Source organism: Donghicola mangrovi, assembly GCF_013377535.1.
Classification (GTDB): domain Bacteria; phylum Pseudomonadota; class Alphaproteobacteria; order Rhodobacterales; family Rhodobacteraceae; genus Donghicola; species Donghicola mangrovi.
In genome coordinates this window covers 114,443-128,632 of the sequence record NZ_JABCJE010000008.1, presented here as the reverse complement: position 1 = coordinate 128,632, position 14,190 = coordinate 114,443, and the positions used below count along the sequence as shown (strand labels likewise).

Genomic DNA, 14,190 nt, shown 5'->3' with positions numbered 1-14,190 from the left:
CTTAGGCCGTTGCGGCGGCCAAACCCTGATCCAGATCGGCGATGATGTCTTTGACATCCTCGATCCCGATGGAGATGCGCACCACGTTGGGGGCAGCGCCCGCTTTGACCTGTTGGGCTTCTTCCAGCTGGCGGTGGGTGGTCGAGGCCGGATGGATGATCAGGCTGCGCGTATCCCCAAGGTTGGCCACGTGGCTGAACAGCTTCAGGCTATCCACTAGTTTCACGCAGGCATCATAGCCACCCTTCACCGCCACAGTGAACAGCGCGCCCGCGCCATTCGGCACGATCCGCTGCGCGCGCTCATAAGAGGGCGAGCTGGGAAGGCCCGCATAGGTCACGCCTTCGACTCGGGGGTCATTTTCCAGCCACTCGGCCACGGCTTTGGCGTTCTGGACGTGACGCTCCATCCGAAGGCCAAGGGTCTCAATCCCCATGAGGGTATAGTGCGCGCCTTGGGGGTTCATGGTCATCCCCAGATCGCGCAGACCCACAGCAATCGAGTGGAAGGTAAACGCCATCGGCCCCAGCGCCCCGTGGAAGTTCAGCCCGTGATAGGCCGGTTCCGGAGCGGACAGAGAGGGGAATTTGTCCGACGCGGACCAGTCAAACTTGCCCGAGTCCACCACGACGCCGCCGGTCACAGTGCCGTTGCCGGTCATGTATTTGGTCGCCGAATGGACCACCAGCGTCGCGCCGTGCTCGATGGGGCGGCACAGGAAGGGGGTCGCGGTGGTGTTGTCGACGATCAGGGGCAGGCCAGCTTCGTCCGCGATCTTGGCCAGCGCGTCCAGATCGGTGACATAGCCGCCGGGGTTTGCGATGGTTTCGCAAAAGATGGCGCGGGTGTTTTCGTCGATCGCCGCCTTGACCGCGTCCAGATCATCGGTGTCCACGAATTTCGCCGACCAGCCAAAGCGTTTGATGGTCTGGCTGAACTGGGTGATCGTCCCGCCATATAGGCGCGAGGACGACACCACGTTGCACCCCGGCCCCATCAGCGGGAACAGCGCCATGATCTGCGCCGCATGTCCCGAAGAGCAGCACACCGCACCCACGCCACCCTCGAGCGCGGCCACGCGGCCCGCCAGCGCGTTCACCGTGGGGTTGGTCAGGCGCGAGTAGATGTAGCCGACTTCTTCGAGGTTGAACAAACGCGCGGCGTGTTCGGTATCACGGAAGACATAGGAAGTGGTCTGGTAAATCGGCACCTGACGCGCGCCGGTGGCGGGGTCGGGCTCGTATCCGGCGTGGACGGCCAGGGTAAAAAGTCCCTTGGATTCTTCGGTCATTTCAAAAGCTCCTCCTCTTTTCGAGGGGAGCCTAGATCACCCCACCACGATCCCGCAATGGTCCTGCGTGTAACCGGGTCAGATTTCGCGCTGCCGATACGGTCACGGATGCTCAAGGACTTGTGAAGCCCTGCACGCCACTCCTGAGTTTATTACTAGGATTTAATGTGCCATTCGTGGACCCGACAATTCCGAGGGTATTATGAAATCAGTTTTCGTAGCATTTGCATTGGGGTAATCCCCCATTTTTAATAGGGCTCAGCGGTAGAACTGAATAGCGCCAAGTATTGTGGACGCCTTCTTAGCTAACTTTGAGGCAAGGAGGCCATGATGGGCACAGGGAATTTCACAGACGATTTCAAGCGCGATGCGGTCGCGCAAATCACCGAACGGGGCTATCCGGTGAAGGAAGTTTCGGAGCGGTTGGGTGTGAGCGCGCATTCGCTCTATGCGTGGAAGCGCAAGTTTGCGAAATCGGCGTCAGGCGACAGCGACAAGGACGCCGAGATCCGTCGGCTGAAGCGCGAGTTGCTGCGTGTGACGGAGGAGCGGGATATCTTAAAAAAGGTGACCGCGTATTTCGCCAGGGATGCAAAGTGAGATATGCGTTCGTTGCCGAGCATCGCGGACTTTTTTCGGTTCGGGCGATGTACCATTGTCTGAGGATACAGCCGAGCGGCTTCTATGCGTGGCTGAAGGCGCCGCTCAGTCGTCGAGCTATCGAAGACCAACGCCAGACTACGATGCTGCAAGAAGCATGGGTTGAAAGCGGCAAGGTCTACGGTCATCGCAAGCTGCACGATGACCTGCTCAATCAAGGTGAGCGTGTCTGCCTGAACCGTGTGTCCCGTCTGACCCGACTGGCCGGGATCACAGCGCAGATTGGCTACAATCTGCCGCCCCGGCAAGTATGGAGGCAAGCCCTCAATCATCGTGGACAACACACTGGACCGCCAGTTTGACGTTGCCGCGGCGGACAAGGCTTGCCCTTACGGCGATTGCAGGCAATCGCCTACCGGGTAACAGGTCACCGATGTTACCTATGTCCGGACCCAAGAAGGCTTCGCCTATCTGGCTGTCGTCATCGACCTCTATTCTCGGCGGGTCGTCGGATGGTCGATGCAAAGCAGGCAGACGACCGGTGTGGTTCTGCAGGCGCTCCAGATGGCGAACTGGCGCCGGAAACCCTGCGACAAGGTCCTGATTCATTAGGATCAGGGCAGCCAATTCACCAGCATGGATTGGGCTGCGTTCCTACGCGCACACAAACTGGAGCATTCGATGAGCCGAAGAGGCAATTGCCACGATAACGCCGTTGCCAAGAGCTTCTTCAACCTGCTCAAGCGCGAACGGATCAGACGGCAAACATACCGAGCGCGTGTAGAAGCAAGGCAGGACGTGTTCGACTACATCGAAATGTTCTACAACCCGAAACGCAAGCACGCGCATAACGGCATGCTGTCGCCAATCGAGTACGAACGGCAGCAAAAAAATGAACAACAAGGGCGTCCAAAAAACGCGGGGCCATTCAGTCTCCTAGGTCAAAGTGTCGGAAAAATTCTACTTCTGAACACCACTATTTTTCGGGAGGATTACCATCGGTTTTTACAATAACCACCTCCCTCATCAGGCCCTTGCAATGCGCGCGCTAGCCAAGGCTTTCAGATTAGCGGCTTAAATTGAGCAGAATACGCTGGGGCATTACGGCTTTTCTACCGCCGCTCTCAGAAACAAAGGCAAAAAACCACTTTAGAAAATTAAATAGAATACTCCACTTCATTCAACATCCGCTTACAACCGACACGCGGCTTACCTCCGGGAATGATGGAAAATGGCTCCAAACACGTCATCTGCGCACCCGTCAGCCAGAAATGATAAGACATTTTGAACACACAATTTCCAAACCGGGTGGACAATTCTGAATGGAAATCGAAGCTTACTTACAAGAGCACAGTTCACACACCGTAAATGGTGAGAAACGCCCCAATCGCACGCCGCGCCAGCAGGTCGATCTCTTCCGCATCGGGCGCGGTCTGACGCCGCCCGAACAGGCGCTCTCGCCAAGGGGTCGCCATCGACAAGTCGACAAATTGCTGCGCGGCGACTTCGAAATCTTTGATCACCAACGTGCCGGCCTGTGCCTCACGGCGCAGGAATTCGGTGAGCTGGCTCAGGAAATAGGCGGCGCCGACCTTGTAGAAACGATCGCCCATTTCGGGCATGCGCTCGACCATGGCGATGACGATCCGGTGCAGCTGGATCACCTCGGGCGAGACCATCTTCTGGATCAGGTTTCGCGAATAGGTCATCAGACGTCCCGACACCGTCGATTCAGCCGCCAGTTCTGCCATCAGGCCAATGTGGAATTCGGTCAGCCGATCCTCGACCAACCCGACAAACAGGTCTTCTTTGTTCTGGAAATAGACGTAGAGCGTGCCTTTGGACACGCCTGCCGCCTTGCATATGCCGTTCATTGAGGCCGCGTCGAACCCCTTTTCGAAAAAGACCTCATAGGCGCCGTCCAGAATTTGGCGGCGCTTTTCGGGGTTTTCGCCAGCCGCATGACGGCGGGCGGCGGAGGCGGTGCTAAGGGTGTCTTGGTCAATCTCGGTCATGGCTGCACCATAGATCGAACCGACCGGTTCGATAAAGTCTTGATTTACACCCGGCGCTGCTCTATTTGCAATCGAACCACTCGGTTCGATAACTGGAGAGCCCCATGTCCACCGCCACCGCCGATCAATTCCCTGCTGAAACTGCCGCCAAAGGCAGCCGCAAGAAGTTCGTGCTTGGCACCGTTCTTCTGATCGCGATTGCCGCGGGCGCTTGGAAGGGGAACGCTTGGTGGACCGAAGGGCGTTTCCTGATCTCGACCGACGACGCCTATGTCCAAGCGGACCTGTCGATTGTCGCGTCTAAGCTACAGGGTTACGTGTCCGAAGTGCCGGTTGTGGCCAACCAACATGTGTCCAAGGGCGATGTGCTGGTCCGCCTTGATGATGGCGACTACCGGATCGCGCTGGAGCAGGCAGAAACGGCCCTCCCGACGCTGGAACGGACACTGGCCCGCATCGATGCACAGATCGAGGCCGCCCGCGCCACGTTAACCCAGACCGAGGCCGAATTGGCCGCCGCCGATGCCACGGTGAATGCCGCCCGCATCACCCTGAAACGCGTTCAGGCGCTGGTGGATCGCAAGGTGACCAGCCAAGCCGATCTGGATGATGCCGAGGCCACGATGAAAACCGCCGAGGCCAATCGCGCTGCCGTTCTGGCGGAAATCAGCGGTGCGCAGGCCCAGATCGAGGTCCTGAAAGCCCAGCGTTCCGAGAGCGAAGTGACCCGCGCCGGACTGGAACTTGCCGTGCGTCAGGCAAAGCTGAACCTAGACCACACCGTGCTGCGCGCGCCCTTTGACGGGACCGTGGCCAACATCGCGACCGAACTTGGCAACCTTGTCAGCGTTGGTGCACGCCTTGCGGCGGTGATCCCCGATCAGGGGCTCTATGTCGAAGCCAACCTCAAGGAAACGCAGTTGCACGGGGTGACCCCGGGGCAGAGCGTCCGCATTCAGATCGACGCCCTAGAGGACGAAGTCATTGAGGGGCGCGTGACCTCAATCGCACCGGCGACAGGCTCGATCTTCTCGCTGCTGCCGGCGGATAACGCGACCGGCAACTTCACCAAGATTGTGCAGCGCGTGCCCGTGCGCATCTCTCTGCCCGAGCATATCACCGGCCTGCGCGCGGGACTGTCGGCGGTCGTCGATATCGACACCCGCACCGGCGCGGGCGAGAGCGGCAAATGAACCCCGCCGCCGAGCCGGAGCTGACGCCGCGCCGGGTCGCGGCCTTCATCTTTATGGTGTTCGGGATGTTTATGGCGATTCTGGACATCCAGATCGTGTCTGCGTCCTTGGCGGAAATTCAGGCGGGGCTTGGCGCCTCGTCCGACGAGATCAGCTGGGTTCAGACCGCGTACCTTGTGGCCGAAGTCATCATGATCCCGCTGTCCGGCCTTTTGGGGCGGATGATGTCGACCCGCTATCTGTTCGCCATTTCGGCGGCGGGCTTTACGCTGAGCTCGTTTCTCTGCGCGACCTCCTCGACCATCAACGAGATGATCCTGTGGCGCGCGGTTCAGGGCTTTATCGGTGGCGGCATGATCCCGTCGGTCTTTGCCGCAGCCTTCACGATTTTCCCGCCCAACAAGCGCAACATTGTCTCGCCCATTATCGGTCTGGTCGCCACATTGGCGCCGACGGTTGGGCCGACGGTTGGCGGTTACCTGAGCCACGCCCTGAGCTGGCACTGGCTGTTTTTGGTGAACGTCCCCGCGGGCATCGCGGTGACGATCGGCGTCCTGACGCTGGTTGATTTCGACGAGCCGGATTGGAGCCTGTTCAAAACCTTTGACTGGCTGGGGCTTGTGGCGCTTGCGGGTTTCCTTGGCGGGATGGAATTCGTGCTCGAGGAAGGGCCGGGCAACGACTGGTTCCAGGACGAAGCCGTCGCGATCCTGTTCATCGTCATGGTGGTTGGCGGGATCGCCACCTTCTGGCGGTCGTTTACGCGGAAAAATCCGGTGGTGGATTTCTCGGCCTTTGGGGACGTGAACTTTGCCGTTGGCTCGGTCTTCAGCTTTACCATGGGGATCGGGCTCTATGGGATGGTCTACCTCTATCCGGTCTATCTGGGTCAGATCCGAGGCTATGACAGTCTGATGATCGGCGAGACGGTTTTTGTCTCGGGTCTTGCGATGTTCGTGACCGCGCCAATTGCCGGTATCCTGTCGTCAAAGCTGGATTTGCGCCTGATGCTGCTGGCGGGATTTCTGGGTTTTGGCATCTCTTCGTGGATGCTGACGGGCCTGACGGCGGACTGGGATTTTCATGAACTGCTTTGGCCCCAAGTCCTGCGCGGCGTGGCTCTGATGATGTGCATGGTCCCGATCAACAATCTGGCGCTGGGTACGCTGCCTCCGCAGAAGATGAAGAACGCCTCGGGCCTTTATAACCTGACCCGAAATTTGGGGGGCGCGGTCGGGCTGGCGATGATCAACCAGATGCTGACGGACCGACAGGCGCTTCACGCCGCACGGCTGAGCGAGGCCGTGTCGTGGTCGAACCCCGAAGCGTTGAGCCAGCTCGACATGCTGGCCGCCAACATCACCTCGCGCGGGTTCGACGGCCAGACCGGCGCGCTGAAGCAGATGGTGGGCCGCGTCACCCAGCAGGCGGCGGTCATGTCCTTTGTAGATGTGTTCTTGGTGATCGGCGGGCTGTTTGCCGCCTTGGCCTTTTTGGCGCTGACGATGCGCCCACCAAGCAGCCGCGCCGGAGCAGGCGGCGGGCACTAAAGGCCCGCCAATCGCAACCAAAAGGCGAAATTCCGGACTACTCATCCGGTCAATCCAGCCGCAAAATGTCCCGGCCTCTCCCGATCGGTAGGGGCGAAATGCGAGGGTCTCGCGATGACATTTGGGGGGCAGGATGCTCTATTCCGGTCTGGAAATTCTGGCAGGTGATGACGAGGCGACCAAGCGCTGGAAAGCCCGCACCGTCACCGATCTGATCCGCCTTCGGGATGCCTTGCGCCAAGCGAACCAACCGGGATTGCCCTCTCGTGCGCCCGATCCGGACAAACGCCGCCTGCAGATCGCCACTTGGAACCTGCGAGAGTTTGACAGCGGGCGTTATGGTTACCGACTGCCCGAAGCCATTTACTATATCGCCGAGGTCATTTCGGCCTTCGATCTGGTCGCCCTACAGGAAGTGCGCGCTGACCTAGAGGCGTTCAACCGGCTTCTCGGCACCCTTGGCCCTGCTTGGAAAGCGGTCATGACGGACTCGGACACCAGCACCAGCGCCCATGGTGAACGCATGGTGTTTCTGTTCAACTCCACCCGCGTCCAGTTCCAAGGCACTGCGGGCGAGGTGACCCTGTCCGACGGGGACCGCCTGTTCCTGCCCGACAGCGTCGATCTGGCCATTCCGGGCGGGATCGAGATCGAACTTCCCGATGGCACCGATCTGCCTCAGCCCGCAAAAATCCTGTCCGAGAAAAGGGCGGATGGCGGGTACAACATCGACCCTGCGGCCTTGGTCGATCTGCCCGCCGGCACCAAGATTGTCCTGCCCCAAGGGATCCAACTGGCCTTCAAAGGGGCGGCGGACGAGTTCTCCTATGACGTGGTTAACGGCAGGATCGCGAACAAGCGCCTTGATCTGAAGTCCGGTAAGACCCGCAAATTTTCCGAGCCCGTTCGCCTGCGCTGGCCGTCCAACATGCTCGAGCTTGGCTCGCAGCAGTTCGCCCGCACCCCGTTCATCGTGTACTTTCAATCGGACTGGATGAAACTGGCTCTGTGCACGGTACACATCTTCTATGGGTCAAACGCCGAAGGCTCGCCCGAGATGGCGCGGCGCACGGCGGAAATCCGGGCGCTGACCCGATCGCTGGCCAAACGGGCGAGCGCCGAGGGGAACTCGGATTCCGATAGCTATTTCATGGTTTTGGGCGACTTTAACATCAAGTCCCGAGAGCATGGGACGATGGCCGCCTTGGAGGATAACGGCTTTGTCGTGCCGCCTTTGATCCGCGAAATTCCCGCAGGCACGAACGTCAAACGCGACATGTATTACGATCAGATGGCGTTCTGGATGGGGCAGGGGGCCACCAGCCCGCACACGCATCTGTCGGTCTCGGACGCCGGAGTGTTCGACGTGTTCAAGCACGTTTTCCGCGAAGGCGATGATGATCCGGCGGGCGAGGACGAGGCCTACTTCCGCCGCCGGATGAAAGACGTCAAACGCGAGTACGGCGACTATCGCGAATGGCGGACCCATCAGATTTCGGACCACCTGCCCATGTGGGTCGAGATCGAAACAGACTTTGCCGACGCGTACCTAACCGCCTTGAAGGGTGGTTAACGCCGTCTGCGATGCTGGTTCAATGGGCGTGGGCGTTCTGGCCGCGCGCGATCATCAGATGGTGCGCGCGGTGATGGTCCTGACTGGCCATCAGCCCAAAGAACCCCAACCCCTGAATCCGCGCTACTGTGGCGGGATCGGTGCTCGTGACCTCCAGCTCCACGCCATCTTCCCGTTCCGTTGCGCGGACGCTCCAGCGGGGATCTTTGGCCAGTTCGGCGGCATGAGCGGGCACCATCCGAAGAAGCGCCGCGATGGTATCCGCATCCCCCGTCGCAAAAGACCGGATGCCATCGGGCAAAACAGTCTCTTCGACCTGCGTGCCGGTTACCAAGCGATCCATATCGACCAGATGCGCCCTTAGCGCGGCCAAATCCACTTGGGCCCAGTCGGTTTCAGGGTCAGCTTCCAGCACCTTCACGACCTCGGCAATCGCGGCGAACGCGCCCTGACCGGGCTCTGTCAGCGCGGGCTCGGTGGCCGCCATATGTCCAGAGTGCGTGGCGTGATCCATGCCCTCGGTATGCCCGACGTGGCTTGTTTGGGCCATGGCTGTCGCCGCGCCAAACACCATCGCCACAATGAGAAAGCTTCTGATCTGCATGTTTGTCCCCAACCTCTGTCGCCAAGACCCTACCCCAGTTTGCCGAAGCTGCGAGTGATTTCCTTCTACCGGTTCGTCGGCAAGGTGCTGGCGGACCAGAGCCGACCTTTGGCCGCCTATGCCACCCCTTTACCCCCAAAAAATAGGGAAAATGCAAAACGCTTCGCAAAGCAAATGGGCCCGATCAGACAGAACTTCCGGCCCAAGCATCACATTGCCCTCATTTCTACAAAGGAAAGAGCAATGATCTCAGATGCTTCACCCGAAAGATTACAGCAATCGGCTGCAATTGTGTCTTTGTCCCTATGCGAAAGCGCCAAAGCAACCCTGACGTGAAATGCGTAAAAGAAATATACCTAAACGAAAATTGCCCATATGGTGGCTTCAGTAACAAGTTTTCGGGAATACACGTCATGCTCCAGCCTGTGCCATCGCGCCTCTGCCAGAGAAACCGTGCCAGCGAAGCGCAAATGCTTCGGACTCTCAACACGTTCGCGGTCGATCTTATGTCGATCCCCTGTGTCGAGGATCTGTTCTGGTACGTGGCGCAGAACGTGGTGGGTAAGCTGGGTTTCGTGGACTGCGTGATCTATCAGGCCAATGAAGCGCAATCCGAACTGACACAAGTTGCCGCTTGGGGCGAAAAGAACCCCTATGGCCGCAATATCATCAATCCGCTGGTCATCCCCTTTGGCCGCGGCATCACGGGGCAGGTGGCCCAAAGCCGCAAGCCCATCATCGTGGACGATCTGCTGAATGGTGTGGACTATATTGCCGACACCGAACCCGCCCGCTCCGAGATTTGCGTGCCCCTGATTTGCGCGGGCCGGATCGCCGGTGTGATCGACAGCGAGCATCCCGATTTTGCCGCCTTTGGCGAGCCAGAGCTTGAAATCCTGAGCACCGTGGCCGCGATGACCAGCGCCAAGCTGGAACTGCTGGCCGAGACCGAGCGTTCTCAGCGACGGTACGAAGATCTGGTGATCGCGCACACCCAGCTGACCCGCGAAACCAAGAACCGCAAAGCCTTGGAGGCCAAACTGTTCGAGGCTCGCAAGCAGGACGCCATCGGGCGTCTGGCCGGCCGGTTTGCCCATGAGTTCAACAACTTGCTGACCGTTATTGCGGGGAACATCGAACTGCTGGAACTTGATGCGCCCGACGTGGGCGCGCAGGACAGTCTGCAGGATGCCAGATCCGCGTCCGAGCGGGGCGCGCAACTGATCCGTGACATGCTGGCCTTTGCCCAGCGGACGCGGCTCGTGCCGGAAACGCTGGACCTGAACGGGGCGGTCAGCGACTTTTGTCAGGACAGCGAACGCCTGTTGTCGCGGCAGGTTCAACAAAACTTGGCGCGGGACCTTTGGCCCATTTCGGTCGATCCGGCGGCGCTGGAAAACATGCTGCTGGCCCTAACCCTGAACGGGATCGAGGCAATGCCCGAAGATGGCACCCTGACCATCACCACCCAGAACATCTTCCATACCCTTTCCCAAGGGCAACATTTCCCCGCAGAGCTGACGCCGGGCCGCTATGTCAGGCTGAGCGTGACCGACCACGGAAACGGCATCGCGGCCGAGCATCTGACTCAGATTTTCGACCCCTTCTTTACCACCAAAACCGTGGGCGAGGGCACCGGACTGGGCTTGTCGATGGTGATGGGGGTCATGCGCCAATCGGGCGGCACCGTGACCGTCCACAGCGAGGTTTCGCATGGCTCGACCTTTGACCTCTATTTCCCCGCCGTGACCGACACGGCGCAGTGGTGACCCCGGTTTAAAAGAAGAAAAGGGCGGTCACCCGTGGCAACCATGATAGCGAAACAGAACGCGGGCCAGTCAGGCACCGTCGAAGGCCTGCCGCTGATCGATATCAGCGGGATCAGGACGGCGGACCGGCGCAGGCTACAGCAAATCGCCGACGAAATCGGCTTGGCCGCGCGCGAGATCGGGTTCTTTCGGCTTATCGGGCACGGGATCGATCTGGGCCTGGTCGAGCAGGTCTACCAAGAGGCCGAGCGTTTCTTCTCGATGCCGGACGAGTACAAGCGGCGATATTACATCGGCCTTAGTTCGAACCACCGCGGCTATGTCCCCTTTACCGAAAAGGGCGATTACCCCGACGAGGTGAACCGCAGCTACGAGGCCTTTGATATGGGCGTCGATCTGCCACATGACGATCCGGATTACTTGGCGGGAAACCGGCTGTTGGGGCCGAATGTCTGGCCCGATGTGCCCGGCTTCAAAGAGACTGTCGCCAATTATTACGGACAGATTTCCGCTCTGGGGCGCCTGATCAGCTCGGTTCTGGAACTGCACCTAGGGCTGCCGCCGGGATCAATGACCAGCCAGATGACCAAACCGATCTCGCAACTGCGCCTTCTGCACTACGTGCGCCGCAACAATCAGGTGGATACCAAGTCGGTCAACATGGGGGCTCACACCGATTACGAGTGTCTGACCCTTCTGCATACGCGCAACGCCGGCCTTCAGGTCATGACCGCCGAGGACCGCTGGATCGACGTGCCTGTCGATCACCGCGTCTATGTCGTGAACATCGGCGATATGATGGAGGCGTGGACCAACGGGTTGTTCCGCTCGACCCCGCATCGGGTGCTGAACCTGATGCCCGAGCGGTTTTCGATGCCATATTTCGTCGCGGCCAATTATGGCACAGTGATCAGCCCCTTTCCGCAGCTTCTTGGTGCGGACGGACAGTCCCAGTACGAGCCCTTCAGGGCAGGGGACCATCTGGAACGGATGCTGATCCGCGACTTCCCGTATTTAAGAAAGCAAGGTCAGGGGGGCAGCGCCGAGGGCGGCCAAAGCGTTGAAAACCCCTTTGAAAAAAGAATGAATAGGAGCTCAACGTAACCATGCCAAGTTTGGATGCGATGATTGCTGTGGCCCTGGCAGGGCTGGCGCTAAGTGCAACTCCGGGCCCGTCGATGCTGTATGTCCTGTCGCGCACCGTCGGCCAAAGCCGCGCGGCGGGCTTGGCGTCGGCCTTGGGGCTGTGCTTGGGCGGGATCATTCTGGCGGTGGCGTCGGCATTGGGGCTGGCGGCGGTGTTCCAGAATTCCGACTGGATCGTGACGGCTTTGCGCTATGTCGGGTCGGCCTATCTGGTGTGGCTTGGGATCGACATGATCCGCGGTGCCAAGGCCGAGTCCCAAGTCAGGCTGGATGTGGAAAAGGTCGGCCACAAGTCGCTGGCCGCAATCATCTGGCAAGGCGTCATTGTCGAGGTTCTGAACCCCAAAACCATCCTGTTCTTTGCCCTGTTCCTGCCCCCGTTCATTACTGCCGGTGACGCGCAAGCCGCCATGCCTAGCGTGACGACCCAGCTGCTGGTGCTGGGGGCGCTGGTTCCCTTGACGGCGATCCCCTCGGATCTGGTGGTTGCCTATATGGGCGGGACCATGACGCGGGTTCTGAACCGCCAAACCGCGATGAGAGAGCGGATGGCGTGGGCCGGTGGTCTGATCCTGATCGCCATCGCCCTAAACCTGCATTTGCAGTTGCTCTGAGGCGTTTTGCGGCTAGTCGACCCAGCCCGAGGTCAGCCGGGGTTCCCAATGGGGATGATCGGCGGCCTTGGCCATCTCGATCATGCGGCGCGGATCATAGGGCACATGCCGAAAGGCCGTCGCCCAACCGTGCCGTCCCTTCTGGACCACCGCATAGCACGCGGCGCCGGTGCCGGTCTGGACCAGATGATAGACTGGGGTATCGTCGAAATAGGCGGGGCAGCCCACACTGCCCGGGTTCAGAACGACCCGGCCGTCGGGCAAATCCATCCGGCGCGGCAAGTGCGTGTGCCCGCACAGCAAAAGGCTCGCTTTGATCCCCGTGGCCTCTGCCGCGACGTCGGCGCGTGGCTTTGGCAGGACATCGCGCTGAGGGGACACCGCCTCCATCCAATAGGTCGTGTCGCTGGTCGGCGTGCCGTGGCAGGCAAAGATATCGTCCGTCAGCTGCATGGTCGGGGGCAGGCTGCGCAGCCAGTCCAGATGGCGCTGCTCTAGTTGATCAAAGGCGACCCGGTCGATGGAGCCCATGTCTTCGGGCGCTTGCTCCAGCAGCCAGCGGTCGTGATTGCCCCTGATGCAGCGCATGCCAGAGGCCATCAGAACCTCTGCAGTTTCCCGCGCGGCCATAGGTCCACTCAGGTGGTCCCCAAGGTTTACGATGCTGTCGATCCCTTGATCGGCAATATCCCCCAGCACCGCCTCTAGCGCGTCAGAGTTGCTATGGATGTCGGCGATAACGGCGAAACGCTCGGGGTCAAAATCTGTCATGACCTTATGTCAGCTCGGCTCCGGTCGCTGCGCAATCAAAATCCGGCTGCAACTACCCGCATATGGCCTGTTGCCCAACAGACCGGCACCGCAGGGCAGTCCGTCAGCCCCGATGCCGCAGCGCGTTCACCACAATTTCGAACGCCGCCGAGTTCTGCCGCCGGCTGGGGTAGTACAGATGAAAACCGGTAAAGGGTTGGCACCAATCGTCGAGCACCGCGATCAATTCAACGCTCTGCAAGTGCTCCAGCACCTCATGTTCGGGGACAAACGCAATCCCGTAGCCCGCAAGGGCCGCTTGAACAGTCGGCTCTACGCTGTTGAAAATCCAAGGCCCTTCGACGCGGATACGCAAGGGACGACCGTCCTTTTCGAACTCCCACGCGTAAATCTCGCCTCGGGTTTCGAGGCGCAGGTTGATGCAGCGATGGGCAGTCAAATCCTGCGGCACAATCGGCACCGGATACTGCGCGAAATAGGACGGCGCCCCCACGGGGATCAGCCGCTCATCTGGCCCGATCCGCACCGCGATCATATCCTTTTCCAGACTTTCGCCCAAGCGGACGCCCGCATCGAACCGCTCGGCGGCGATGTCGGTAAAGCTGTGGTCGGTAAAAAGTTCGACCGTGATATCGGGGTAATCGTGCATGACCGTGGACAGCTTGCCCCAGATCAGCCGCGCCGCCATCTCCGAGCAGGTGATCCGCACCAGACCCGCTGGTTTGCTTTGCATTTCGGTCAGCGCCGACATCTCTGCGGCGATCTCGGCCAGACGGGGGGCCGCGGTGCGTAGCAGCCGTTCGCCCGCATCTGTCAGGGACACGCTCCGCGTTGTGCGGCTGAACAAACGCACGCCAAGGCTCTCTTCCAGATCGCGGATCGTCCGACTGAGCGAGGATTGCGCGAGCCCCAGTCGCGCCGCCGCCTTGGTAAAGCTGTTGTCCCGCGCCACCTCGATAAACGCCTGCAAGGCCACCAGATCGGATCGCATTTATGCTCCTGACGCAAAAACCTATTCGGATTATGCCGGATTATCGAGGTAGGGGCCATGCCTTACATTCCGC

At 60.0% G+C, this 14,190-nt stretch carries 11 protein-coding genes and 1 pseudogene; 7 read left to right on the top strand and 5 right to left on the bottom strand.

Annotation, left to right across the window (positions count from 1 at the left end):
* Position 1: 1 nt before the first annotated feature.
* Positions 2-1,291 (bottom strand): O-acetylhomoserine aminocarboxypropyltransferase/cysteine synthase family protein, encoded by a 1,290-nt coding sequence (locus tag HJ536_RS15395; protein WP_177158386.1) that lies wholly within the window; start codon positions 1,289-1,291, stop codon positions 2-4.
* A 330-nt stretch (positions 1,292-1,621) separates the two neighbouring features.
* On the opposite strand from HJ536_RS15395, the pseudogene HJ536_RS15390 reads away from it, so the two are divergent.
* A pseudogene (locus HJ536_RS15390) lies at positions 1,622-2,797 on the top strand (IS3 family transposase); the annotation flags it as partial.
* A gap of 449 nt (positions 2,798-3,246) precedes the next feature.
* Here HJ536_RS15390 and HJ536_RS15385 read toward each other — a convergent pair.
* Positions 3,247-3,906: a TetR/AcrR family transcriptional regulator gene (locus tag HJ536_RS15385; protein WP_177158385.1), complete on the bottom strand. Its 660-nt coding sequence runs from the start codon at positions 3,904-3,906 to the stop codon at positions 3,247-3,249.
* 104 nt (positions 3,907-4,010) lie between these two features.
* Here HJ536_RS15385 and HJ536_RS15380 point away from each other — a divergent pair, with 104 nt between their 5' ends.
* The 3 genes from HJ536_RS15380 (at position 4,011) to HJ536_RS15370 (ending at position 8,222) form a co-directional block, all read left to right on the top strand.
* Positions 4,011-5,099, top strand: a complete 1,089-nt coding sequence (locus HJ536_RS15380) for an HlyD family secretion protein (RefSeq protein WP_177158384.1) — start codon at positions 4,011-4,013, stop codon at positions 5,097-5,099.
* Positions 5,096-6,649 carry a DHA2 family efflux MFS transporter permease subunit gene (locus HJ536_RS15375; RefSeq protein ID WP_177158383.1) on the top strand — a complete coding sequence of 518 codons (1,554 nt, stop codon included), beginning with the start codon at positions 5,096-5,098 and terminating at the stop codon, positions 6,647-6,649. Before HJ536_RS15380 ends, HJ536_RS15375 begins: the two co-directional genes overlap by 4 nt.
* A 133-nt stretch (positions 6,650-6,782) precedes the next feature.
* Positions 6,783-8,222 carry an endonuclease/exonuclease/phosphatase family protein gene (locus HJ536_RS15370; RefSeq protein ID WP_177158382.1) on the top strand — a complete coding sequence of 480 codons (1,440 nt, stop codon included), beginning with the start codon at positions 6,783-6,785 and terminating at the stop codon, positions 8,220-8,222.
* A 19-nt stretch (positions 8,223-8,241) separates the two neighbouring features.
* On the opposite strand, the gene HJ536_RS15365 is transcribed toward HJ536_RS15370, so the two are convergent.
* Entirely contained in the window at positions 8,242-8,826 is a 585-nt protein-coding gene (locus HJ536_RS15365) for a hypothetical protein (RefSeq protein WP_228028743.1), read from the bottom strand.
* 470 nt (positions 8,827-9,296) lie between these two features.
* Between HJ536_RS15365 and HJ536_RS15360 the strand changes: the two genes are divergently transcribed.
* From HJ536_RS15360 to HJ536_RS15350, 3 genes are read left to right on the top strand one after another with little or no spacing between them, the layout of a single operon-like run.
* Positions 9,297-10,595 (top strand): sensor histidine kinase, encoded by a 1,299-nt coding sequence (locus HJ536_RS15360; RefSeq protein WP_177158381.1) that lies wholly within the window; start codon positions 9,297-9,299, stop codon positions 10,593-10,595.
* A 42-nt stretch (positions 10,596-10,637) separates the two neighbouring features.
* Positions 10,638-11,699 carry an isopenicillin N synthase family dioxygenase gene (locus tag HJ536_RS15355; RefSeq protein WP_176855703.1) on the top strand — a complete coding sequence of 354 codons (1,062 nt, stop codon included), beginning with the start codon at positions 10,638-10,640 and terminating at the stop codon, positions 11,697-11,699.
* Between the two features lie 2 nt (positions 11,700-11,701).
* Complete coding sequence (locus tag HJ536_RS15350) at positions 11,702-12,355, top strand: LysE family translocator (RefSeq protein ID WP_177158380.1); 654 nt, start codon at positions 11,702-11,704, stop codon at positions 12,353-12,355.
* A gap of 12 nt (positions 12,356-12,367) precedes the next feature.
* Here the strand turns inward: HJ536_RS15350 and HJ536_RS15345 are convergent, their stop codons facing one another.
* Together HJ536_RS15345 and HJ536_RS15340 are read right to left on the bottom strand one after the other, a co-directional pair.
* Positions 12,368-13,126 carry a metallophosphoesterase family protein gene (locus HJ536_RS15345; protein WP_177158379.1) on the bottom strand — a complete coding sequence of 253 codons (759 nt, stop codon included), beginning with the start codon at positions 13,124-13,126 and terminating at the stop codon, positions 12,368-12,370.
* Positions 13,127-13,229: 103 nt separating this feature from the next.
* Positions 13,230-14,117, bottom strand: coding sequence for a LysR family transcriptional regulator (locus tag HJ536_RS15340; RefSeq protein WP_177158378.1), 888 nt, complete (start codon positions 14,115-14,117; stop codon positions 13,230-13,232).
* Positions 14,118-14,190: the final 73 nt, after the last annotated feature.